This is a genomic window from Candidatus Enterococcus leclercqii (assembly GCF_009933135.1).
In the GTDB taxonomy this organism is placed as follows: Bacteria; Bacillota; Bacilli; order Lactobacillales; family Enterococcaceae; genus Enterococcus_C; species Enterococcus_C leclercqii.
In genome coordinates, this window is record NZ_MAEH01000003.1 from 20,384 (window position 1) to 44,547 (window position 24,164).

At 39.7% G+C, this 24,164-nt stretch carries 25 protein-coding genes; 6 read left to right on the plus strand and 19 right to left on the minus strand.

The genetic code is table 11. The features are described from left to right. Positions 1-190: 190 nt before the first annotated feature. The 8 genes from BAU14_RS00595 to BAU14_RS00630 form a co-directional block, all read right to left on the minus strand. Positions 191-2,248 carry an MSCRAMM family protein gene (locus BAU14_RS00595; RefSeq protein ID WP_161898155.1) on the minus strand — a complete coding sequence of 686 codons (2,058 nt, stop codon included), beginning with the start codon at positions 2,246-2,248 and terminating at the stop codon, positions 191-193. A gap of 133 nt (positions 2,249-2,381) precedes the next feature. After that, entirely contained in the window at positions 2,382-3,752 is a 1,371-nt protein-coding gene (locus BAU14_RS00600; RefSeq protein ID WP_161898156.1) for a hypothetical protein, read from the minus strand. A 13-nt stretch (positions 3,753-3,765) separates the two neighbouring features. Continuing rightward, positions 3,766-3,960: a hypothetical protein gene (locus tag BAU14_RS00605; protein WP_161898157.1), complete on the minus strand. Its 195-nt coding sequence runs from the start codon at positions 3,958-3,960 to the stop codon at positions 3,766-3,768. Positions 3,961-4,133: 173 nt separating this feature from the next. After that, positions 4,134-4,475 carry a hypothetical protein gene (locus BAU14_RS00610; RefSeq protein ID WP_161898158.1) on the minus strand — a complete coding sequence of 114 codons (342 nt, stop codon included), beginning with the start codon at positions 4,473-4,475 and terminating at the stop codon, positions 4,134-4,136. Positions 4,476-4,610: 135 nt separating this feature from the next. After that, positions 4,611-4,916 (minus strand): hypothetical protein, encoded by a 306-nt coding sequence (locus BAU14_RS00615; RefSeq protein ID WP_161898159.1) that lies wholly within the window; start codon positions 4,914-4,916, stop codon positions 4,611-4,613. Positions 4,917-5,407: 491 nt separating this feature from the next. Continuing rightward, on the minus strand, positions 5,408-5,752 hold the full coding sequence (locus tag BAU14_RS00620; protein WP_161898160.1) for a hypothetical protein: 345 nt from the start codon (positions 5,750-5,752) through the stop codon (positions 5,408-5,410). Between the two features lie 805 nt (positions 5,753-6,557). After that, positions 6,558-7,367 (minus strand): hypothetical protein, encoded by an 810-nt coding sequence (locus BAU14_RS00625; RefSeq protein WP_161898161.1) that lies wholly within the window; start codon positions 7,365-7,367, stop codon positions 6,558-6,560. A gap of 283 nt (positions 7,368-7,650) precedes the next feature. Further along, positions 7,651-9,156 carry a primase C-terminal domain-containing protein gene (locus BAU14_RS00630; RefSeq protein ID WP_161898162.1) on the minus strand — a complete coding sequence of 502 codons (1,506 nt, stop codon included), beginning with the start codon at positions 9,154-9,156 and terminating at the stop codon, positions 7,651-7,653. A gap of 715 nt (positions 9,157-9,871) precedes the next feature. On the opposite strand from BAU14_RS00630, the gene BAU14_RS00635 reads away from it, so the two are divergent. From BAU14_RS00635 to BAU14_RS00645, 3 genes are all read left to right on the plus strand, one after another. Next, positions 9,872-10,690 (plus strand): ParA family protein, encoded by an 819-nt coding sequence (locus tag BAU14_RS00635; protein WP_161898163.1) that lies wholly within the window; start codon positions 9,872-9,874, stop codon positions 10,688-10,690. A 1-nt stretch (position 10,691) separates the two neighbouring features. Beyond that, positions 10,692-11,111, plus strand: a complete 420-nt coding sequence (locus tag BAU14_RS00640) for a hypothetical protein (protein ID WP_161898164.1) — start codon at positions 10,692-10,694, stop codon at positions 11,109-11,111. Between the two features lie 353 nt (positions 11,112-11,464). Then, positions 11,465-11,665 (plus strand): hypothetical protein, encoded by a 201-nt coding sequence (locus BAU14_RS00645; RefSeq protein WP_161898165.1) that lies wholly within the window; start codon positions 11,465-11,467, stop codon positions 11,663-11,665. Positions 11,666-11,875: 210 nt separating this feature from the next. On the opposite strand, the gene BAU14_RS00650 is transcribed toward BAU14_RS00645, so the two are convergent. The 11 genes from BAU14_RS00650 to BAU14_RS00695 form a co-directional block, all read right to left on the minus strand. Further along, complete coding sequence (locus tag BAU14_RS00650) at positions 11,876-13,204, minus strand: MucBP domain-containing protein (protein ID WP_161898166.1); 1,329 nt, start codon at positions 13,202-13,204, stop codon at positions 11,876-11,878. A gap of 84 nt (positions 13,205-13,288) precedes the next feature. Beyond that, positions 13,289-13,531, minus strand: coding sequence for a DUF5960 family protein (locus BAU14_RS14305; protein ID WP_337248030.1), 243 nt, complete (start codon positions 13,529-13,531; stop codon positions 13,289-13,291). Between the two features lie 592 nt (positions 13,532-14,123). Further along, the gene (locus BAU14_RS00655; protein ID WP_161898167.1) at positions 14,124-14,972 is read right to left on the minus strand and encodes a zinc ribbon domain-containing protein; all 849 of its coding nucleotides are present in this window, start codon (positions 14,970-14,972) and stop codon (positions 14,124-14,126) included. An 85-nt stretch (positions 14,973-15,057) separates the two neighbouring features. Then, positions 15,058-16,743 (minus strand): WG repeat-containing protein, encoded by a 1,686-nt coding sequence (locus BAU14_RS00660; protein ID WP_161898168.1) that lies wholly within the window; start codon positions 16,741-16,743, stop codon positions 15,058-15,060. 253 nt (positions 16,744-16,996) lie between these two features. After that, positions 16,997-18,358: a zinc ribbon domain-containing protein gene (locus tag BAU14_RS00665; RefSeq protein WP_161898169.1), complete on the minus strand. Its 1,362-nt coding sequence runs from the start codon at positions 18,356-18,358 to the stop codon at positions 16,997-16,999. Positions 18,359-18,611: 253 nt separating this feature from the next. Beyond that, on the minus strand, positions 18,612-18,851 hold the full coding sequence (locus BAU14_RS00670) for a hypothetical protein (RefSeq protein ID WP_161898170.1): 240 nt from the start codon (positions 18,849-18,851) through the stop codon (positions 18,612-18,614). 29 nt (positions 18,852-18,880) lie between these two features. After that, positions 18,881-20,398, minus strand: a complete 1,518-nt coding sequence (locus BAU14_RS00675; RefSeq protein WP_161898171.1) for a DUF2325 domain-containing protein — start codon at positions 20,396-20,398, stop codon at positions 18,881-18,883. 43 nt (positions 20,399-20,441) lie between these two features. Beyond that, positions 20,442-20,831, minus strand: coding sequence for a VOC family protein (locus BAU14_RS00680; protein ID WP_161898172.1), 390 nt, complete (start codon positions 20,829-20,831; stop codon positions 20,442-20,444). Between the two features lie 154 nt (positions 20,832-20,985). Next, the gene (locus tag BAU14_RS00685; protein WP_161898173.1) at positions 20,986-21,558 is read right to left on the minus strand and encodes a recombinase family protein; all 573 of its coding nucleotides are present in this window, start codon (positions 21,556-21,558) and stop codon (positions 20,986-20,988) included. 206 nt (positions 21,559-21,764) lie between these two features. Continuing rightward, the gene (locus BAU14_RS00690; RefSeq protein WP_161898174.1) at positions 21,765-22,049 is read right to left on the minus strand and encodes a type II toxin-antitoxin system YafQ family toxin; all 285 of its coding nucleotides are present in this window, start codon (positions 22,047-22,049) and stop codon (positions 21,765-21,767) included. After that, positions 22,036-22,332 carry a type II toxin-antitoxin system RelB/DinJ family antitoxin gene (locus BAU14_RS00695; protein ID WP_161898175.1) on the minus strand — a complete coding sequence of 99 codons (297 nt, stop codon included), beginning with the start codon at positions 22,330-22,332 and terminating at the stop codon, positions 22,036-22,038. Before BAU14_RS00695 ends, BAU14_RS00690 begins: the two co-directional genes overlap by 14 nt. A gap of 1,006 nt (positions 22,333-23,338) precedes the next feature. Between BAU14_RS00695 and BAU14_RS00700 the strand changes: the two genes are divergently transcribed. From BAU14_RS00700 to BAU14_RS00710, 3 genes are all read left to right on the plus strand, one after another. Continuing rightward, complete coding sequence (locus tag BAU14_RS00700; RefSeq protein WP_161898176.1) at positions 23,339-23,503, plus strand: hypothetical protein; 165 nt, start codon at positions 23,339-23,341, stop codon at positions 23,501-23,503. Between the two features lie 9 nt (positions 23,504-23,512). After that, positions 23,513-23,716, plus strand: a complete 204-nt coding sequence (locus tag BAU14_RS14490; RefSeq protein WP_420022069.1) for a GNAT family N-acetyltransferase — start codon at positions 23,513-23,515, stop codon at positions 23,714-23,716. A 95-nt stretch (positions 23,717-23,811) separates the two neighbouring features. Then, complete coding sequence (locus BAU14_RS00710) at positions 23,812-24,114, plus strand: transposase (RefSeq protein WP_161898178.1); 303 nt, start codon at positions 23,812-23,814, stop codon at positions 24,112-24,114. Positions 24,115-24,164: the final 50 nt, after the last annotated feature.

Sequence of the window (24,164 nt, forward strand, 5' to 3'; positions counted from 1 at the left end):
AACGGCCTTTTCGTTGTGTTTATTCACCTGACGGTATCTTTCTGCCGACTTCACCGAGCTTCATACCCCTTCTTTCGCACAAATAGGGGACATGTCGGAGGATTAGAGGGAACGTTTCGGGTCGTTACACCGTCATTCCGTTTCTCGAATCAATCGTTCATAACAATTTCGTCATGCGTAATCTTTTCAATTACGAACGTTTCGCACAATCACCAATTGGGATATTTTTGAACTGGCCGTAGCCGTCAAGACCAGAAGCCGCATTCGGACCGGTCACCGCAGTATCTTCTGCGCCAGTGATTGGTTTCGTGCCTTCTTGCGGAGTCAGCTTGAATTCTAAACCATTGACACCGGCGGAGGCGGAGCTGCCTTCTGCCCATTTGTAGAAACTAAATCCGAACCGGATCACTTGTTCTTTGGCTGTGACGTCCTGTTTGATCACAGCATTTGAAGCATTATCGTCTACTTTCTTGATTTCGACAGGATATTTCGTATTATCCAAGGTGTATCCGATTGGAGCCTTAGTCTCTTTGAAATAATAAGATCCGATGGCCAAGTGATTGACGCCAGCTTTTTGAGCGTCGTCAAGCGTGATAGTCACTGCATTTTCAGCAACCGGCGTTTCAGAATGGGTACCCACAGTCAACACAGGTTTGTATTCATCGGTCCACAAAACCGGTTCATCAGCTTTGTGGCTGCCCACGTTTTTGCCGTAGTACAGGGTGTATTCGGCCCCATCAAAAACGGCATTCCCTTGCGTTTCAGCACCGGTATCTTTGTCTTCTTTGGTGAGGGTAGTTTCACCAGTTACTTCTTGGTTCGCGCCCTTCAAGGTATTAATTACCAATTCCACGGTTTGACCCGCATATTTGAGCTCAACAGGTGTTGGCTTGAAGGTATTGACGAAACCAGCAGACGCTTTGGATTCAACAACCCAATATTTACCCAATTCCAAGGCTTTTAAAACGTCAGAAGACGTTTCTGCTTTGCCGTCTTTGTCAGTTGTCAATGTTGCAACGATTGGACCATTTTGCGTATCTTTGCGGATCTGGAATTCGTTACCTGCCAAAGAATAATTTTCATTCCAAGGTTTTGTGCCAGTTTCTTGACCGCTTTTTTCGATTTTGATCTGGCCTTTTTGACGCATGTTGCGGCTAGTCAATTCGATAGTTTCACCAGCAACGATTTTACCTTTGAAGGTTGTTCCATCAACCACATAAGGTGCCGGAACAGAGATTTCTTTCACCGTTACTTCGGTTCCATCGATCGCAACATCTTTCAACGTCACCGTACCGTCCGCACCCGTAGTGACAGTTTTCTTAGGTGTACCATCAGAAAACGTCACTTCGAACTTGGTTCCTGGCACCAAGTCCCCAGATTCTTTGTCGCGTTTGACGATTTTCAGGTCACCATTTTTGATGACTTCAATTTTGACTTGAAAAAAGTTTGGATCTTCAATAGCACCGGCCATGACAGTTTGTTGTCCAGCTTTTTTATAGGCAACAGGCGTGCCCGTTTCCATAGACTTTTGAATTCTCAGTGTTCCTTGAGTATTTGAATTCTTATCAGCAGAAATAGTAAGCTTGTTGCCTGAAATCTTATAATCAATGTTTGCAGAATTTAGCTTTTCAAAGTCAAATTTTGAGAGATCAACGCCATTGCCATCAGTTAATGTAATAGAGTCGCCAACTTTGATTTCAACTGACTGATTATGGAAACTAGGTTTTTGTCCATATTCATCTACTACCTTATTTATTTTCGCGCTAATACCAGCAAAATCTAGCGGAGTACCATTGGGTCGTGTTCCACTAATATTACTCAATCCCACAATTTCATTCCAAATCATCCAAGAAGCAACTTCTTGGGTATCGGTATCTGTACCAGCATATTTCCAAAGTACAGAAATCAATCTTGCTCTATCAGAAATACCCGTTAGGGGGTTCTTAGTGTAGCCTGGCGTGCTTGCATTATCGATTGGAAATCCTGGTTCTATACAGAAGACAGGCGTTCGTTTGCCTTCATAAACTGCATATAATGGATTGGTCGGGTGGTTCTCAAACCGACGTCCGCCCCCCAAATCGGCAGTGATGTGATAAACCTCATCATAGCTGTATTCAATGGTCACTTCCTCCGGATGATAAATATCCGCCGCAAAAGCTTCTTTGATCGGTAAAAGAGATCCGAAGACTTGTGCAATCAATACAAAGAGTGCCAAAAGCACTCGAAACTTACTCTTTTTAGGTTTCATGATTTTCTCCTTTTTTACGTTTTCAAAACGGCCAACAGAGTAACGATGGTGGATCTCGTGTACTTCCCATAACTAATCACCTCTTACCTCATAATAAAAAGCACCCACAATTGTGAGTGCTAGCTTAAATATTCTAATATGGTTTGATCCATTCGCCTGATTTGAAATATCCCCAATATCCCATACTATCTAGCCAATCCCAAAACTCATTACTGTCAATCGGGTATTTAGGCTTAATCCATCCATCCGCTTCCATATCCGCATCGGTAGTTCCACCATCTGATCCTGAATTACCTCCTGTGGAGCCTCCGCTATTTCCGCCACTTGTCGAGCCACCACCGGTATTTCCACCGGTTGATCCTGAATTACCACCAGTAGAACCGCTGTTATTGCTGGAAGAACCACCTGACGAATTGTTGTTACCTCCTGAATTAGAAGAGCCACCACTGGCATTTCCAGCGGATTGATTGCCGCCAGTTGTAGCGCCTTGGTTGCTGCTTGATCCAGAACCCCAGTTGCTATTATTGCCTGTATTAGAAGAGCCGCTCCAATCGGAACCAGCATTTGAATCCGACCAATCCGAATCAGTCTTTTGATCACTGGCAGGTTGATTAGCTGTTTCGGTGTCATTTGCGGAAGCGACATCCTTAGTTGCTTCTGCTTTTTCTTTGGCAGCTGCTTCCGCCTCCGCCTTTTTCTTGGCTTCCGCTTCTTTTTTGGCTTTTTCCGCCTCTTCACGCTCCTCAATGACTTTCTTCACCGCATCGAGTTTTTTGTTCAACGAATCTTTATTTGTCTTGCGTGTCAGTGCTTTTACAGCCTTGACGGCTTTTTCATAATCAGCGCGTTTAACAGCCGGGTTCACTTTCTTATCTTTGTATAGGTTGTTGACCAGTTTTTCAGCCGTCGCAATATCCGACAACTGTTTCTCAGCCGTTTGCAAGACATCTTCAATTTTTTTAGTCCAACTGTCTTCCGTCAAATTTGCTGCACCGAGCGCTTTTTTTACACCTTCCAAGGATTCAACCGATGCTGCGTCACTTATAACAAACTTCTTCACATCAGTATCTGCCTTCAGCCAGCCATCATAGGTAGTAAGCTCTGCCTTCAGCTGTTCTTCAATAGCGAGTTTCTTTTCTGCCACTGCCAATTCTTCTTTCAGTGTGCCGATATCCGAAAGATTGACCGTCTCATTTCGTATAGACACGAACTGTTTTACTTCGTCATTCAACGAGGAGATTTCCGCTTGAAGTTTTGTTACCTCATCCGATGTGAGATCCTTTTTCAAGAAACCGTCTTTGTCCACCAACTGACTGACTTTTTGGGCGAGATTTCCTTTTTCAGAGGCTGCCGCCAATTTTTTTATAATCTCATTTTTTTGATTGCGATACTGATTATCTGCATTAACCTTGACGGCACCAGCCGTTCCGCCAATGACAAGTACCGCTGCCCCACCAATCAATCCAACCTTCGCTTTTTTGCTTAACTCTTGCCACTTTTTCATTGTCTTGCTCCCTTCATTCAGCCATTCTAACCGCTTTCTTGAATACTTTCAGTTTACCACTAAAGACAGGTTTAATCTCTTCTGTTTCGCCATATTTAAGCGCCAGGATATAGCCCTCACGCACACTGCATGTGTATTTCTCGCCTTGTTCAAGCTTAATCCACCGTCCACAACCATCGTAAAATGGCAAAGTATCGTCTTGATTCATATCAATGTATCCTTTCACTACAAACTTTAATGTACAAAGGCAAAGTATCCAGAATAGGCAACCATCAGATTTCCTGTTAAAATTTAGCTGTGCCTGGCGGAAAACAGGTACCTTGTTCACTGTTGAGACAGCCAGTGGTCGGCTGTCTCTTTTTTGTTGTTCTCCTTTGGTGGTTAGCGTACTGTAAATCCATTTTTTATTGCTAAAAACCGTAGCACTATCTGTTGCCTTTGGTGTTCTTCAGTACATCTCCATAAACTAGCTAACCGCGGAGGAACCCAAGATTTCCCTGTTGCTAACTCAATAATTAATCCTGTTGGTTGAAAACTACACTCTTGAACATCTTTAGTTTCTTCTAGCAGCCAATTAAGAATCATGTTTTGATTTTCTGATAAGTCATTGGCAAAAAAAATGAAATCATTTATTTTGATAAAATCACTAGTTTCTTGAACGTTTTCAACCGCAAATGAATTACATATTCCAGCAGGTTTGTCGTTGTTATAAACCAAACTCATTTTTTTCTCCTCCTTTAAATACGTCGTTATCAGATTAGTCGATTCGTATACTTGATGCAAGGCACCAAGTATAGCTATCTGGGAAAAAGCTTTATTGGGGTGTGGCTCCCTTCGTCAAACACATGAACCTTTGTGCTAAAACAGGCGTTCACCAATCCGTTCGTAACGATACCGATCCGTTTCAACCTCTGGTTGCTGCATCTTCCGCATTTGTGGGAAAACTAGCACCATATCACATTGGTGAGCCTCCGGATTGGCCGCGTAGCTCTTTGTAATCCCGCAATTCCGTTCGAGATAAGATACGATCTGAAGCTTTTCGCTTGCTGAATAACTGGGTAGCTGTCGATTGCGTTTGCGAAGTCGATCTAGCTCCCCAAACTTCACTTGTTTCTTGTGCTTCGTTGCTCTTAGGATCCAGGCACATTCCTTTTGTACGTTCATGACAATCATCCTTTCTGTGCTTTGGTGACTTTGACCGTTGGATTTACCGAAAAATCGGTCGCAGGGTTTATAGCAATCGATACCCCAAACTCTTCGCAGGCTGAATATTCGCTCAATCTGTAAAGATGTCTTTGCGAATCCCACGATGTATGCTGCACACGGTGCTCATCTTCCGGGGAAACCGGAAGCTCCGTTTCGCCCGAGGCTCCTTGAGTAGCAGCGCTGATAAGCCTCGGATCTATATAGTGTGTTTGTTGCAACGAGTTGTCCCTGTTTTCCAACCCACTTTTATTGCGCGTTGTTCATTACCGGCGAATGTAAACTTGATCAAGATCAATGGCAGATACCTTGAGTGTAAATTCAAAAGATTGTATGTAGTGCCTCTTTTGATCGTCACACATGCCGTCAAATCACAATCGCCTCAGCGATACTTTGCTACAAAAACAACAATGTTGTTTTGCTTTTCAGCAAATCCAACTGTCAAAATCTGGTTAATTAAGTATTTCAGACTGCCCATTCGGTAAAGTCTCTATTCGCAGACCATCTACAATTTCTCGTACTGACACATTTCGCCAGGTTAACAACTTGCTTTTCGGCGTTGCTCTCAACGCAATCACCCGACCTTCATAATCAAATAAAACTTTGATCTGATTAAAGATTTGAGCAATTTCAACCGGTGTTCCCCAATCTTGATAGTTTGTATGTCCCTGCTCAAATCGCCCAATTTGACGGATAAGCATGCCGCTCTGAAATCGATAGAACTGCTTGGAAAAGGTTTGACACCGCCCTGCGGTGGCTTCGCTTAAACAATTTTTTGAGATTGAAATTTTGGTCATACTCAACATCCTTTCAGTTCCTTAAATCCCTATAATGTTTACTGTCAATGTCACATACCTTAGTCGGAAAGACTTCTCACATTTTTCTGCCAGAAAACCAAAAAAGGGAACCTACGGATTACGTAGACTCCCCATTTTGCACAACCGGCCCATCAAACGAATCACTCTTGCAGCACAAGCCTTTTGCGTAAAAAGTTTTGCCTTGCGAAAAAGATTCGGTCACCAAAAAAACTAAATTCCACGCAAGAACTCCGTTCACGCGGCGTTCGAATTTTGTTATGGTAACAGTATTGTTGCGGCCATCGGTCGTGACAATGGGAGCAGCTCGTAATCCTGTGTTAGCAGGATTATTAGCCCTTGACCGGGTCGCTGACCCCTAAACGAACGCCAATTCATTTAGAGCGAGACTCGGTTTCGGTGCTCCTTTTTATCTGACTGAAACAAACAAGAAAGTGCCTTGCTCGTTTACCTGATGTTACCTAGACGATAGCACACTGCAATCTTTTTCACAAGCCAAAACTGAATAATAACGCTTTTTTGTCTATACCGCCCTTCCTTCTTCTTGGTCTGGTGGTTTTTTTATCTTTCCCGATTTTCCCAGTTCCAAGTTGATGAATCGATCGACACCGCCAATATACCTTGATTTCAAGCGATTGTAAAGGGTTCCATAAATTGTCTGAATTGTTCTTTTTCTTGCGAATAATTGTTATCTTATAATCATTATCAAAAGAACACCATCAATTTCTTACCTAGACAGATTTTGATACAAAGGCTCTCAGAACTGTTTTTCACTTGTATTTTTTGCTCAATCTTCTTCCACCCAGCTCTGCGGTTCATCAAGCACAAAGTTCTCTTCGAATTCTTCTTGCGTTAAGACCATGTAGATATCCGCACCAAAGCGGACCAACACTTGCCCATACTCAATCCCAAAGGTCCCACGACTATAAGCGACAGATACCCGACCCTTCGTCTTGAACTTCTTGGTCTTTGTGATTTCGCAGTTGTCACAAAACGCCCACAAGCGCATGTACTGATTCCGATCATAGCGAATATACTCAAACGGCGTCTTGTTGTAACATTCTCCGAGGATCCTCAGCCGTGAAGTATCCCGCTTAGCTAATACTCTGATCCCGTTGCCCTTTTGGTTTTCCACGATATTAGACAGTTTCAACACCGCTCGGTGTAGGCTCTCCAGATAGATCGTGTCATACATTCGCTCTGGAATCACAATGTAATTCTCTAGGTCTTCTTTCTTGCGCCCTAACAGGAACAGGCTGCTTTCGATTCGGAACCCGTAAATCAGATACTCTTCCCCATCCTTAAACCTCACCTGGTACACCCGGTACTTTCGGCCCCCACGTCGAGGCTTATCCTGAACCATTTCCACCATCGGATCATCAACAAAATTCTCTTGTTCGAAGGCCTGGATCCGATCTGCGATTTCGGCCATCTTCTCCGAATACTCGTTGTATTGTTCGCAATACAGACAATAGGGATCCCCACCCACCGGGTGAAAAAGGTCCCGATCCCCATAATGGCGGTCCACTGCTTTTTTCGCTTTTTGGCGATAGGTATCATATTCCGCTTTCAAGCGTTCATAGTCTTGCATATCCATCCGCTACCTGACACTCCTTCCTCGAATAAAAATCTTATGACCAATCCAAAAACTAGCCGGCGGGCTGAACCCGGCGTTTGACTAGATCAACCCCATACTCACCCACTACCCCACGTGCAATCCACCGGCACTAAGGTGCCTGCCGCTGAGGCGGCTGGATTGTTTTCCTAAAAAGTAGGTCAAACGACACAAAAAGTCAAACACTGGGCAGCCAATCTTCTGCAACGAAAGAAAGCCAGACTGTATCCTAGATATATTGTATTGGCAGTTTAGCTTTTTAAATTTAGCCTGTGCCGGCATGGATTTCTTGCGCCCCGAAAAGACTGACTTCACCGGCTTTTTTGGGCTGTTCAAACAACTTGGTTAAACTACGCGCCTCTGGGAAAAAGGTCTGAATCGATTGTTTATAGGCCTCTTTGACCACTTGGTTCGTTTTGATTACTGTGCGAATCAGAGCTTTTCGAGTCGCAAGGATCATTCCGCCCCCACGACCGGCTTTCATTTGGAGATACAGTTTGCCTTCAGCCACGAGTTCCTTTAGAGCACGTTCCAGTGAGCCTCTAGAAATGGCTTTGCCGTTGTAGGTGACACTCGCCTGAAGCTCCGACTTTGTCAGTTTGATTTCTGGTCGGTAGGTCACACACTCCGTTTCGAGAAAAGCTAAAAGATCGCCTTTCCACTCATGAACATGGGAGTTGGTCCGCTCGGACCGGTCTTTTTTAACTTTGACCCAGCCATTGCGATTTTGATTGAAAAGTGGTGTCCCAGAGAGCGATTCTAAGCCCCAGTTTGCAACCAATTCTGATACATAGACCGTACTTGCCCCTTGGTATTTGCCACTGTAGGCACTTCGAACAATTCGATCCACTTCAGCGGCTTTGAGGGGCCGAGTTAACCCAGAATTGAACAGATCCATATCATCGCTGCATCGTTCTTGGTCCACATTCGACGCATAGTAAGCCAATGACAGCGTAAAAATCACATTGTTGCGGCCAAACTTGCCTTTTTCTCCGACAATTTCAGGGTTCTTCAGCAGCAGATCGACCCATTTTTCCTGAATTTGCTTTGTTGGTTTCAAGACGTGAAGATCTGGACGAGCGTAAGTCGCTACCGGCTCTTGTTTCATCGACCAAGCAATCAGATCTTGCATATTATGGGTCAACGCTGGATAATAATAGACCACGTTATCCGTTCTCGGAATCCGGGCAATCCCAAAATGGTTGCAGCCTAAATCAACCTCCGGCAAATTTTCAGCAAAAGCTTTCCGCAGGTTTTGTGACACTAGTTTTGCAATCCGAATGGATTGGTAATCGTTCTTTGAGCTGATAAACCAAGGTGCCTGCAAGATAAAATATGCCTGGTACCCACCTGGTGTTTCCAGGAGTAGCGTCGGAATAAGATCAAGATCGATAGCCACATCCAGAATATCCTGGTCCCTTAGTTTTGAGCCTGGCTCTTTGTCAAAATCAATGACAAAGCAGTTGATCTGTTTGAGATTTCGCTCCTCATGGCCTTTGACAAAAAGCCGCTGGGCGTTGGTGTAGGTACCATACTGGTAAACATTAGGTGTCCAGTGAGTCAGTCGATCTGCATTTTCAGACAACGCTTCCTCGGAAGTGACGACAATCCCACGCCCATCGATCATGTGCTTTTTGCTCCTAAATCCAAAGATTGCGCCTTTTGTGCCTTCAGGCTGATAATTGATTGATTGGATTTTGGAATTTTTGAACTTCACTTTCCGAATCCCGCCATGCAGGATTGCATTACAAATCTCATCGACGTTAAACATCGTCTCACCTCCGTTTCCTAGCAATTAAAAAAGGGAACACTAAATAAACTAGCGTTCCCTGGAAATAAACCTTAAGAAAGTTACTCACTTTTTTACAAAAGCACACCTAAATAAGGCTCACAGTATTGAATTTTTTCGAAAATCCTGCTAAGATAATGGAGAAGTGAGTAACCTACTTAAACGTATGGCATGTACGTTAAGCCTTTCTGAATCTAGGAAATTCAAAAAGGTACGTTCGTTGCAACGGCAGCTTTAGCAAGCAGGATTTTCTTAAAATTCAATATGAGAACACTCTTGAACAACCTGATTGGCGTCAGGTTGTTTTTGTTTGTTTATCTCAAAATACCCCATAAGTTGTTAATTGTAAACAGTGAATAATGCTTATACTATCGTTGATGTATACCAGTATACCGAATTTACAGTATACTGGTATACTGGTATACCTATGAAAAAATACCCATAGTATACCAGTATACTACGAGTATTTGTCTACAAATTTGTGCATGTCTTCTGCAAGGTTTATAAAATAGCCTTCTTGAAGTGGCCATGAATCAAAAACCTCTATCTCGGTATACCAGTATACGTTAACTGCAGTAGAAAAGTATACCAGTATACATTTCTACTAGTATACTTTGGATATTATTTTATTGACTTGCTCAATCATGCTTGGTATACTAAACTAAAGTTATCGATAGTATACGAGGGAGATGTTGACATGGGTAAAGTTTATGTTGTTGGAAATTTTAAAGGTGGCGTTGGCAAAACTAAAGCAGTGACGATGCTGTCTTATGTTAGTGCTGTAAATAGACACCTAAAAACATTGGTAATTGATTTAGATCCCCAAGGTAATGCGACGCGTGTTTTGGCCAAAACCGGAAATTTGTCTGAAATTTCTGCAACGATCACTGAAGGATTTGAAAGTGGTGATCTTAGAAACTCGATAACGCATATCTTACCAAATCTCGATCTGATTGGAGCTAACACAGCATTCAGAAATTTGACTAAGATACTTATTAGTAAATTTCCTGAAGATGAAGATAAGCAAATTACCTACCTGAATGAACTCCTTAAGCCATTACGCGATGAATATGACGCAATTTATATTGATGTTCCCCCAACCATCTCTGACTACAGTGATAATGCTATGCTGGCAGCAGACTACTGCATTATTGTGTTACAGACTCAAGAACTGTCACTTGACGGAGCGCAGACATATATTGCCTATATGCAATATCTCGCTGATGCATATAATAATCGCCTTCAGGTCTTGGGAATCATTCCCTGTATGCTAAAACCAGGGGGCAGAGTAGATAATAAGGTCCTGCAGCAAGCAAGGGATCTTTACGGTGGAAATATACTTGATACAATTGTGAAGTATCAAGAGCGTTTGAAAGTTTACGATGTCGAAGGAATTCACATGGGAACAAACTATTCCGGTACTCAAGATGGATGGGATGTGAAAGCACATCAAGTTTTCATAGATGTTCTAAATGAACTTGAGACCCACAAACGAGTCCTAGAAGGAGGTAAATAAGATGTCTAAAGATTTCACTCCTCTGATTAACATCTCTAATCCAATCTCTTCTAGTACATTACAATCTCGCGAAGTGAATATTAGCGGCAGTAATGACTTTACACGTAAATCAGCTAATCAAATGCCTGATGAAAAATCTTCCTCAGGAAACTTAGCTTCTAATAAGAAGGACTTGTCAAAAGATCAAAATGCAGATCCTCGTTTCAAAGCTACTACCACACAAAAACTATCTCCAGCTGTCAACCTGAAGATATCTACACTAAGACCTTTTCTTGGTGAAGTAGAAGGTCTTCAGAAAGGAACAGTTAATGAGATAATCAATCTACTCGTAGATAACTATGTGAATACCAAAATCAGTACACGACAGCAAGAAGCATTTAATTCAATGTATCAGACACAGTTAGATTTATTGAAAAAATGACATAAGTATACTGGTATACTTAAGATATAGATATTCAAATACAAGATATCCCGACCTTATGCAACTTGATTGAATAAAGTTTAACGTCCAGTGCCTCAGTTTTTTGAATATTTTCCTAACAGCTGTATCTATTAACTCATCTATCTTTTGTCATGTTTATCTTTTATCATGTTTATCTTACATGATATTCTTTAAGTGACAACTGAATTTGCTTATAGAACGACATAAGTATACCAGTATACTGGTATACTCTAGAAATAGTTCCCTAGTAATAAAGCTTTACGAACTTATACTGTGTTAATTGAATACAATGTAAATCCCAGTTTCTCAGTTTCTCGAAAGGGGGCAATACCGTGTTTGCATTTTTTGAAGGGTACTTCTTAGGTCGTTTCATTACTTTCATACTTGCTGCTGCAATTATCTTTGGTTTACTTTTCCTTCTTTTTCAAGTTCTCCTGGTTCTCCTCAAGGTAGCAGCCGCTATTCTCGTTGGGTATGGGATCTTTTTGGTAGGAAAAGCCATCATGTATTATGCAAGCACAAATGAGCAATAGAAAAGGCAGCCAGTTCGGAAATACCGACTGGCTGCCTTTTTTGTTGTCCCACAGGGCGATTTTAAGCACCGTTCAGGTACCTGAGGTGGGGAATTGATCGAGTAGCGCTTTTAAAGATCGGGTCTTTTCAAGTAATATCCGCTGAGACTGCCGCTCTTGCTATTAAACGAATAATTTACCAGTACTTTTCGAAAGTATAAGGATTATCTTTTAGTTTGGTACCCTCATGTAATAGGGCTGAACTTGGAGCTCCTGTGTATACTCTTCTGGACCAGCATTTAGAGCATCGGCGGTACTACCTTCTAAAGGAACAGTTTGTTTCTCCCCATTCTCATCAGTATAAACAATCCCAAGTGGGTAGGACTGCACACTCAAATCAAGACCATCGGGAACTGCAACTGGTGCGCCTACATCACCTCTTAACTCAATAATCCCGTTACTTGGCAGGGGATACCCTACATCGTATAACAAGAAACTCTCTACTATGACTTGAATGAATTTCCCATCAGGTGTATGCACATAAAAAGTGCGACCAGTATGCTGGGTGATATCACTGAAATCAAGTCTCACATAACCAATTACTTTTCTATATACAAACGTAACTTCAATATCCTGTTCAGTAAAGGTTCCAGTCATCTCACCGATGATCTCTTTAAGAGTCATATCTGTAATATTTTCGAAAGACGCTGAATACTCAGTTCCAACAAGTCCGACCAATACAATATCGTCCATCAGTTTCTCGAAAGATTCATTGACAAAATGAACAATCACTTTTCCTTCTTTTTCCTCAGGTTTTGGTGGGTCCACTTTGTCTTCCGAACGATGAATATAACCAATATACTCATAACCATTGACCGAGGTTTCGGGTTTAAACGTACTACCTTTTACCATTGTTTCGGTTTTTGCTGCCGGGAGTTCAAGCGATGCAGCCTGTGCAACAGCTGAAAAGCCAGTCCCTCCGATGATTACAGCGAGCATTAGAATTTTTTTCGCATCTTTTCTTTTCCAAACTAGCAAGCCACCTGATATAACCAGCAAAACAATCCCAATCCCTATAACACCTTTACTTGTGCCATTTTCACCTGTTTTAGGGAACTGCTTAATTTTGGTATCTCCACTTTGAAGAGAAGACGATTCAGTTGGAATAATAGCTTTCTCTTGTCTTCCTTCCGTTGAAGTAGATTGTATCATGGAATTTTCCGTGGTACTTGATTCTGATGAAATCTGTTCTGAACTTGAATTTGATGTGCTTTCTCCGGTGTCACTTATACCTTCTGTTTGATCCGTTGAGTCTTCACTTATAGCTTTATACACTAATCTAAATGTTTCTTCATCATGTGCAATCTCAGTATTTGGATTACCTTTAATTATAGTTCCTTGTTCCTCTGTAGATAATTTGTCAATTAAAACAAAATCAGTAGTAACAGTTGCTGTCTCTTCTTCCGCAAAACTAATCTCGGTACTTAAACAAAACATGCTAACCAACAGCAGAACAAAAATAGACAAACGGTGATACTTTGAAGCACCCCTCTTTTCCATCCTTTTTCCTCCTAATTATAATTCTTTTGTGAAAACGAATTATATCACACCACCAATTTTTTTACAGCTAACTGACACCCATACTCATCTGTATCCCAGATAACGGTACTTGGTGATTTTTGTTTTCTCTATTTTCGTCACTTCAAACTGAAAGATATGATCCTGTCGGTCCCGGGTCTGGTGTCCGGGGACACGAAAGTAGGGGACCTTATGTTTTTCCATCATATAGAGCCGCTCACGTTTCACCGCAAACAGGGGGACGTCGGTCTCGACGAGAGAATAATAATCTTTCGCAAACTTTTCGAAAGTAAAGAGCAGCCTATGAATATAGCACCTAAGGTGCTAGAAAAGATCACAAATTCTTGAATGTGAGTGACTGATGATCTTTGATTCGACCTATAAAATACAAATAAACCTCCGGAGTACGCATGATTCCGAAGGTTTATTTATTCAACTATTTCATTTCTGCATTATTAGCATCAAAAGAGCCTAGTAATTTCAGCATAATCCTATATTTTTCCATACTGCTTTACTAGACTTTCAATAATATGCTTTCGCCCTTTTACGTTACCACTATAAAAAACCATCGTCTTGTTATCGGTTAGATAATAAAAGTCATAACGACTTTGACCTGTGACATGTGCCATAGCTTCAGGCGTTAAATGAAAGTTTTGTGCATACTGATTCAATACTTTACTAAATTTGAAATTACGATAAAAAACCCAAGTCCAAAGGGCGATGATTATGATAAAAATCAGTATTGACAAGCATTTTATCCAAAGCGCGCGAGGAGAAGGCAACACCAGCAACATCTGACTACCAGAGATTAACGCCATAATAAACGCAAATAGAAATGACTTACGTAATTATTTGTTCATTATTAATCACCTCTTCTAGTAAAATTCATAGCATAATCTTATTATCTATCAAATAAATTGAAAATATAATTAAACCCAGTCAAAGTATCCATTTTATCTATTAACACCCCAGTAAAAATACGAAACACAAAGTAAAGTAAAACGGCACTAGCTACAAACGCCAGCACAACAATATAGAAGTTGGGTTTCTTCATACTGACAATCTGACCAGTCCATAAGCTGCCAGCAAATGCATATCCTACCAAGCCAAATGATACCACAAATAGCAATAAGAATAGTTCGAGCGTATTACTTACAAGAAATGCCAATAATAAGGTTGCCGCGCTCGTGTATACTGACAAAGAAGCTGGCGCAAAAATCCGTGAAAAACTGTCTAGCAGACTGATATTCTGTTTATAAATGACTTTTTCAAAAATGAAATGAGTCAAAGGATATACCAGAAGAGCTACAGCTACCCATAAAATGAACTCTAAAAAGAAAACAAAAACAGAGTCATTATAATTTCCAATAATATTTGATAATACACGACTAACTGCCAGCCCATTAATCAAAGAGATAAAAATATAATTCACAAGTCCAAAAATGCTGGATGGATTCTCATCACCAATCTTCGGGGATATTATATTGTTATTCAAAAAAGAAAAATAATTAATGCTACTTTTTTTTATTTCTTGGACCGTCTCATTACTTGCAAGTTCATCCAATTTAGCACCAGCTGACCGTGTTTGGCTTTCAGTAGATTGCTGTACACTGTGCTGTGCTAAAATCGGATCAACTTGATGGGAGTTTTTTTGTACTCCTTCATTAATCTCCGGCTGAATCGTTCCACAAAATGTGCAGAACTTCGCATTTTCTTCAATTTCCTTCCCACAGTTCACACAAAATTTCATTTTTTTACTCCCTTTCCTAAGGCTAACCTTTAGCCATCCGTTCTCTTAAAATTATATTTATCTATTGATGTCAATCATTGTTTTATCAGTAGCTTGATTCTATTGTTGGTTTTTCGACTTCAATTTGCTTTTCAACCAAGACATTGCCCTTCACTGAATCCCAAATCTGCACCTTTCCTTCTGGTTCTTGAATAAAAATTTTACCATTGTCAAAAGGATTGTACTGTAATACATTTTTTGAGAGGATAACGCCGTCTTTATTCACTAAAGTGTAGGTAATAGTCTCTCCCTGGTCTCCGTTATAGATAGCCAGATATGGACTCATTTCACGTTGCTGTACAAAATATTGGAACTCTTCTAAGATTTGTTCTCCATGCCAGTCCAATATCTGACCAGTAGAAAAGTCTTTATCAGCATAGGTAAACAAGTTAGTTCCACTAATACTAAAAACACTACCTTGACCCAAATCTTTTACTATATCTCCCTTTAAATCTAGTAAGGCGCTCTTTTGTCCTTCTTCATCCATAGCAGCAACTATACCTTTTTCATTAGGAAGTGTTAAATAGGAATATTCCACTGTAAACAATTCGTTTCCTTTACCATCAAGTAAAGAAGACTCCCCGTCATCCTTCGAGACTACCATATACATAGAATCCTGAGCGATAGTTGGAACTTGAATGGAAATCGCTTCAACCACTGTTTTCAAATTTCCGTCCAGTAAACCATACTTACCATTTCCAGCCTGGTAAATGATATATGGATTTTCTTTTTGGCTATAATTGGGATATACGTAGGTAGCAAAATCTTCTTTGACCACTTCTCCCTTCAAATTAATAATATCCATAAGTTGATCCTCATTGTCTTCCTTTACAGCAATATACTTATCAGAAAGTACGGTCGCCTGATCATAGACAGCTTCTAACAAAGTTTTGCCTTTCTCATTGATAATTCCCGTCTTTTCGTATTCTGTAAAAGTTGTGAGCGTTCTCCCATTAAAAGAGGCATAGTACCTTTCCTTTAAAGGTACTACAATTTTTCCTGAAGAATCGATAAGGCCCATTCGCCCCCCATCCTCACTATTTTGATAAAAATTCATTACACCATTTTTGGACTGAAGATAAGGTTGCGACCCCGCTTGAGAATAGAAATCACCAATCCCATCATAGATGGGACGTACAACAGCCGTACCTGTTTTATCTATCAATCCGACCTTATAGTTATCATATTCAGATTCACTAAAGGCTGCTACACCTTGTTCATTAAATGGGAAGACAGTTGTACCGACCTTATCGTCAACAATTTCTAGCCTATCATTCATCAACCCCATGTAGTTTCCATTACGATATGGAAAAACAAAACTTTTAGCAGCTTTTTCTTTATTCTCCACAACCTTAGCAGTCTTATCTTTCCCACTGCCAATGGAATTCCAAAATGGAACTAGATTTTCTTTAGCCAATACATACCAGATTCCAAAACCAGCTCCAATTAATCCAAGGATACAAATAATTACAATGACAAGATTTTTATTATTTTTCTTCTTTGATCGCAAAGTGGGGGTCTCATCTGCTTTCGATTCTACACCGATATTTTCTATCTTAATATGAGGAGACATCTCCGATGTCTCATTTGAGGTATCATTAATGTCACTACTCTCGGATTCATGTGATTCCTTGTCAACTTTTGAAAATTGATCGACCAGTTTATGACCGCATTTCGCACAAAATTTGGCTTTTTTCGGCATTTCTGCACCACAATTTGGACATTTGACCATCTCTTTTTCTCCTAATCTAATTTTCTGGTATGAGAAGCGATTCGATATGCCATACTTCTTTCTACATTCCCCCGCTCTTCTCAAAAATTCGAACAATTTAGGGATTTTAAAAAGTTTCGAAACCATGTCTCAACCACAATTTAATATCGTTGTTCTCACCCAGATTATTTTGACGTATTTCCTATGCCTTTCCATTAAATACTCTGGAATCTTTATCAATTATTTTGAATCATATTAATGTCTAACTGATACCTTATATCTTCTCAAAATCAGGGTGGTCTGCCTTCAATGTATTTACACAGTCTTCCACAGATTTTTCCTGTCCCCAACTATAAGAGCTCCCCCCTGAAAGATCCTTAGCCTGAAAAGCGTTACCTTTTACAGGAACAATACTATATCCGTAAATTTCATAGTAGACTTCAGCTTCTTTTTTATCTCCAGTGGTTTCCGTATCAGTGATTTTGTAGATGGACTGAATCTCACAATTAATTTCAGCATCGTTGCTATTGCCCCAATAGTTATACTCATCAGTGACTCTCAAATAACTTTCTACTCGTTCTACTTGATATGTTCGATAGTCATTGCTTTTATTTTGAGCTTTAGCATAGGTATCAATCTGCTTAAGAATATCTTCCTTTTTTTCAATATCATTGATACTCTTCAGATTTTTGACTTCGGTTTCAATGAAAGTATCTCCTTCGAATACACGCCCTTCATGACTCTCAGATGCAATGAGATTCGGTTCTATTTCTAACGTTACTTTATCACCGTTTGAATAATTGGAATCATTATACTGATTAGTAAAAATACTTTCTGTTTCATTTGAGTATGGATTATCGGTGACAGTCAATTTTCCGAAGCCATCGTACCCTGAAAAGCTGTACTTAACATCCTTCAGTAAGTCTTCAGCAGTGAAGCTTTCAATTCCTTTGAGACCTTTGACAGTAAACTCCTTTTTACTGTCTTTAATAAATTTATCTTTGTCTTCATTATTATCTTTGATCGTTAAGACAACCTTATCGCCATTTTTTAGACTCTCAGTTTTATTCATTTTGATTTGTACGTTCTGAATAAGACTAGCTGCTTTACCAAGCCTTGAGGCATATCCGCTTACCTTCTGAAGTTTATCAATAATAGTACCGTCACCATTAAGAATACCTTCGGCATCTTTCTCCTTAAACCCCGCCTTCTCGTAAGCCTTTTCTGAAATTTCTGAATAAATTTTGTCGGAATTGTAATTAGCTACCCCCTGAGAATCGTAACCATCAAATGTTACTTTTACATTGCCAGAAATATCTACTGGCCGACTATTCACATAGTTAAAGAAACCAATAATAGCAATCAAAGCTACCGCAGCAATAACTAGTGGAATACGATATTTTTTAATAAATATAATGAACTTTTCCACTATCGGATTAGGTGTCTTTACTGATAGTTGATTATTTTGAAACCGATCATCCTGTCGTTTCCCTACTCCTTCATTTTCAAGCTGGACTGTCTTCTTTTCCATAGCCTCTGCTGATTCATCAGTCAGTTTTTGACCACAGTTTGGACAAAATAACGCGTTTGGTGCCAATTCTTGACCACATTTTGGACAATTTTTCATATTTCCCATCTCTCTTTCTCATTTTTAACTCCTCATATACCTACCTCAAAAAAAACGTAAGATATACTAACTAAAAGTATACATGAAATACACCTTTAGTAAATTACTTATTTTCCCCCCAAAAAAAATTGAACTAACTCGCTACAGTATAAAAAGACTTTTTCGAAACCGATTACATTTCTGTGAATAGAGCAGTTCAGATATTCTAAATTTGGAAAGTGTCCTAAAAACCACTTGCTTTCATTTACTGACTGCACTCGCCTTACCCAAAGTCCAGTTTTTTCCCAAATCGAAATTCAAAGGTATAACCGGAAACATAGTTAATTTTCTTCAACGTTCCTAGAAAGGCACGCTGACTAATTGATTCTTCACCAACTTGCACATTGGTTGCCACGTCTTCATATTCCAACAAAATCTCGGTAATTTCCGGATCTGCGAAAATATCGTTTAAGTAGTCGGTCACGATTTCTGACCAGTCGAACCAATAGAGATCTTCTTTCATATGGATTCCTCCTTTGGGACTAGCGCAATTCAGCGGTGAGAATCGATGTATTTTTTCTTTTCAAGGGCACTTATGACTGCTTGCTGGAATCCAAGCGGGGAGAAGCCGTTAAACTTTTCGTGAGGCTTATTTTGCTTTTTCGCCATCTTGACTGCAAGTCCACTTTGATTGTGGCTAACGCCTTGAATCGCAATGACAATAAGATCCGCTTTTTTAACGAATACCGCAATCTCTTTGGGCCGAGCTGACTTCTTATCAATTAAAATCAACTTGGCGCCTGAGTTCTCAACCATTTTTCGGAATTCGGATGTTTTCGCACTCATGCCGATACATCCAACTGTCAGACCAGAGATACCCGGAATCCCTTCAGTAATTTTCGACGTATGATCGTAACTCTCACTAGCTTCAGCTTTTTGGGGAATGGTTTCTTCAGGCTCTTTCACACGAATAGGTATTGGGGGAGCAATCTTGTGCTTCCAAAACAAACGCTTTTGAAAGGATTTTCCCGGCTCCCATCGAAGATCAACAATATCGCCCTCCATTAGGTCATAAACGGAAACAGCCTTCTCTGGGACTATATAGGGTTCATCGAGTGCCTCGCCATTAACATTTTTCTCTATGCAATAATGTTTATCACGAATTTCCACGACTCCTTGTGTAAACCTCTCCATTGTTGCCGGCAGGCTCTTATGATCTACTATAGTTAATAAATAGCGAAATGAATGACTCTCTTTCGGTAGCGACTCTTTTTCTTCCACACATACTAAATCACCATGAGTCAGGCCAACTGCTCGAGCAACATTCTCTGGAACAGTCGTTAACGTATAGTTGGACTTTTCGCGCGTCAACAGATACCCTGTCAGGACCTCAGTCGCTAGGTATAGTTCTTGTTGCGGATCGTCTTTTGCTTTTTTCGGAAGGGATTGTGATTGTTGAGGTGGCGCTGATTGCTCTCCAGCTATTTTTTCTGCAAGAATTTGTGGAAGAACGGTTGGTGCCAAAGGCTCCGACGCCTTTTTCGCCTGGGGGACTGCCTGTCTCCCTTCAGGAAGAACTGGCATTTCGCGCTTCGGATCTGACGCGGCCAATGACCGACATTTTTCAATCCACCAAGTCAAACGGGAAAGTTCCTGGAGTCGTTGTTCTAAATTTTCACTTGTAATACTGGTCGTGATTTCACTGAGATCATACTGTGCTTGTTGAGCGATTTCTTCATTGAGAAGGACGTCGGATTGTTGCGTCTCTTGGATCCCAGTCTCTGTCTCTTGTCTGTCAATTGCTGCCTTCAGCATTTCATCAGTTAGCCAATCAGGGCGCGAAACACGGTTGATCACTTCTTTATAGTCCATTCCTGCAACCGGACACGCAGAAACAGAAACGGTCACGATAGTTGATAGTTGACCTGTATTTTCTACTTGAATTTGGAAACAATCGCCTAATTTGGCCTTTGATGAGATTTTATCTGGAACTAACCAGTTGTACCTTTTCTTTGTATTTATTTTTTTTCTACTATTATATAGATGATATCCTGCAATTAATTGCTGCATACATTCTCCCCTTTATCTCTTCACTATCAGTAAGTTTAATCAATTAACAAGCTTGCGCAACAACTTCTAATTTTAAACGATCCGGATCTTCAAAAAAGAAAGTATAGCGATCTTTTCCAACGGCGAAAGGAAACTTATCAACGTACAATTCTTTGGCACCAAAATCCTTCATTCTTACTCGAATCTGATCTACCTGTTCTATGCTATCAACCGAAAATGCCAGGTGATTTAATCCTATGTTTTTTCTATGAAATCCTTTTTCTCGATAGCTCTCTTCAGCCTGGACAAAGACAATGTAAAATGTTTTATACCTGTAACTGAATCCATGCTCCCAGTCCTGATAAAGCTGGTAATTCATAAGGGAAAGCAAAGTAGAATAGAATTTTCTCGTTTCCACTAAGTTATTTACGTATAGTTCAATATGATCTATCATTTTTCATTCACCTCTTTGTCACGAGAATTAAATCCGCGGTGATTGACCGAATTAAGGTACAAAGTTATACTACTGTTATAACTTTTCTTTTCGTACCAACTCCCAACCAACGCCCACGCAAGATGCGTGGGTCTTTTTTGGTTCTGTCTTCTCATCACCTATTCGATGCCAACTCGCCGTATCGCTGCTTATATCGAACGATTGTGGATTTATCAATTTCAAATAATCTTGCCGTTTCTTTATAAGTATGTGTTTCTAGGTAATCTAGGATCTCCTTAATTTGTCGTGGCGTTTTTTTCATTCGTCGCCCATCTCGGTAATTTGGATTATGCAGCCGTTGATACTCTTTTCCTTCTTGGGTTCGCTGAACAATCATATCCCGTTCAAATTGGGCAAAAGCCAAAAACATGTTCAACATTAAGCTGCCATTAGGCGATTGATCAATTCGCCCCATATTAAGAATATTTACCACGATATTTTTTTCTTGTAGTTCCGAAATCAAGGTGGTTCCCTGCTGAACCGAACGAGACAGTCGATCCAACTTAGTGACAATCAATTCATCACCTGGAGAAAGCGTCTGAAGTAATTCCTCTAATTTTGGACGATCTCGTTTTGTACCCGTAAATTTTTCGCTGTAAATTTTTTCAGCCCCTGCATTTTTTAATAGTTCCACTTGGCCTGCTAATTCTTGATCATTTGTTGAAACTCTGGCATATCCAACCTTCAAAAATGGCCCTCCTTTTGCACATATAATACGCACACGCGCTAAGATTGATTTTATCACACTCAGTTCACATATGTAAAGCTGTTAAGTTTTGCATATAATCCGAAGCAACCTTCTTTACGACTCAAGCTGCCAAAGAAGATAAAAGAAAAGAGGCCTCCATTAAAGAGCACCTCATTTGAAAGCTTCATAAATTGACGTATTTGGACTTATCTAAATATATCAGAGTGACTACCTGTTCTTTCAAAAATGATTGTTCGATCGTAATAATAAAACACTACAATCCAATCGCTATTTCTTCCACCTATGTGTATATCCCAACGTTTAGGAATTTGATTCTTAGGTTCCAATGGATGTAGTTGGTACTCTATCCCCAGCTCTTCTTCATTCATTAGTAATTCCATAGCGATTTGCAGTTTCTTTATTGGTTTCCCTTGCTTAATCAACTTTTTAACATCTTTATCAAATCGTGTCGTCGTTTTATAATTCAGCATGCGCTTCCCCAACAGCTTCTTTTTTCATTCTTTCGAAATAACTATTTAAATCCTCCTGATTAGTTAAGTCGTTTTTTTCAATAAAACGCTCAGTTTCTTTAAAGGCTTTTAAAGTCTCAACTGTTGGTTGAAAAGATGGCGTCTCAATGTCAAATGGAAATTTTCCAGTTTTTACAAACTTCGTCAAAAATATTCTTACTGCGACAGATGTATTCATTCCAACTTCATCAAACATTTTATCTGCATCGCGTTTTAAGTCATCATCAATTCTGATAGTTGCCATGATAATCCCTCCCTATCTCTAAAATAATAACACAAAAGTAGTCGTTTGTATACGATTAACAACATTATGTAACACAATCATTTCGCCAGTAGATTTATTTTATACACCCTAACGCTACACGTTAAAATCTGATTCTTCGGAGATTTCTAAAAGTACCAAAAAGGTATGCTCTAAATAAACATATAGGCAAAGTAGCAAACCTACTTGTCTCAGTGCCTACTCATACCTTTTCTGTTTCTTTGAACGACCTTATTTTGTATGACAAAGATGTTTCTAAGTAAGCGGGAAGTAAACGAGTATATGCTAAATAGGCCAGCGCCAGACTAGTCAAAATTATAACGTAAAACGGGATTTAAGAAAACTTTACAACACAACCCTTTTTGCAGACTCTAGAATAGAACCTTTCAGTATTGTTCGTTTTATCTAAAAATGTAATATCTATCGATGTTCCTATTGTTTTTAAATCTATACACTATTGCTAACAGAAAAGGAGGATATTTTTGAAGAAAAAGAAAAAATTTAATTGGCTCAAATTTCTTACTATGAGTATACTTTTTCGAAATCCATAGCAACTGATTTTTGAACTAATTATGTACCTTGAGATATCAGCTAACTGCAGGATTAATCAGTTAGCTATTAGTTGCTCAGGGCACTCGTCTAACACCATACATATCCGCTCATTTCACACTTTTCCAGTTAAATATTTACTTGGTTCGATCAATTAATTAATTTTGTACAATATTCTTTCACTATCTCTACAATTATCAATTTGTATTTTGAAATTCTACTTATTGATACTTTTTTCAATGCATCTCTAAATTTCGACCAGTCTCCCTTATAGTTCTAGATTATTATCTATATTTTTGGAGTTGCTACATTCTTTATGATATACTTTCGGCTATTTATGAAATAATTACGTACGGAGGATTCAAAAAATATGGAAATTAGATAAATTGTTTATGGCAGCTACGAGTATCAAGAAACATTGAGGTTGAGAGATGAGGTCATGCGACACCCAATTGGATTAAACATTGGAGATGAAGATTTCTCCCATGAAGAAAAGCAATATGTACTCAGATCTTTTGAAGTTGACCAATTAGCGGGACTGGGCGTGTTGGCTCTTACCAGCACTGCCAAAGTTGAATATTTAGTAGTTGATCCAAGGTTCTAAGGTAAAGGCATTGGCAAGGGTTTGATGATGCAGCTCGAACGTACGGCTAAACAGAAAGACTATTCTGAAGTCACGATGGAGACCCGTACTTATGCTCAAAGATTTCACGAAAAATTAGGTTATTCACCTGTGAATGATGAAATACCTACTACAATGAATCCGATTCCACATATTGTGATGAGAAAAGAACTAAGAGAATTTCCAATACCATAATAAAACTATGGGGCATCTCTAGAAATTACGAATAAAATAAAAAAAATCCTCTTCCATGGCGATAATATGATTATCAACTACTGGGGGGATTTTTTATGTCTGGACTAAATTTATTTGGAGAAAACAAAGTGTTTGAAAAGTTGAGTCAGATAGGAGATTCCTTGGAAAAACTAGTTGGTTTTGTTGATTGGGAACTTTTCTATCACATTCTGAATTACTTATTGGCGAAATCTGCCAAAGGACCTGGCGGTCGGCTACCATATGACTACGTGTTAATGTTTAAAATCTTGATTTTACAGCGATACTACAACCTGTCAGACGGCCGGCCATTCCCGATGCCAAAACCATCTGGCTGTTTAAAGATACACTCTCAAAGACAAATGGCTATCAACAACTAATTATTATCTTTGAGAAAGAACTCGAATTACAAGGACTTATAAGCCACGAG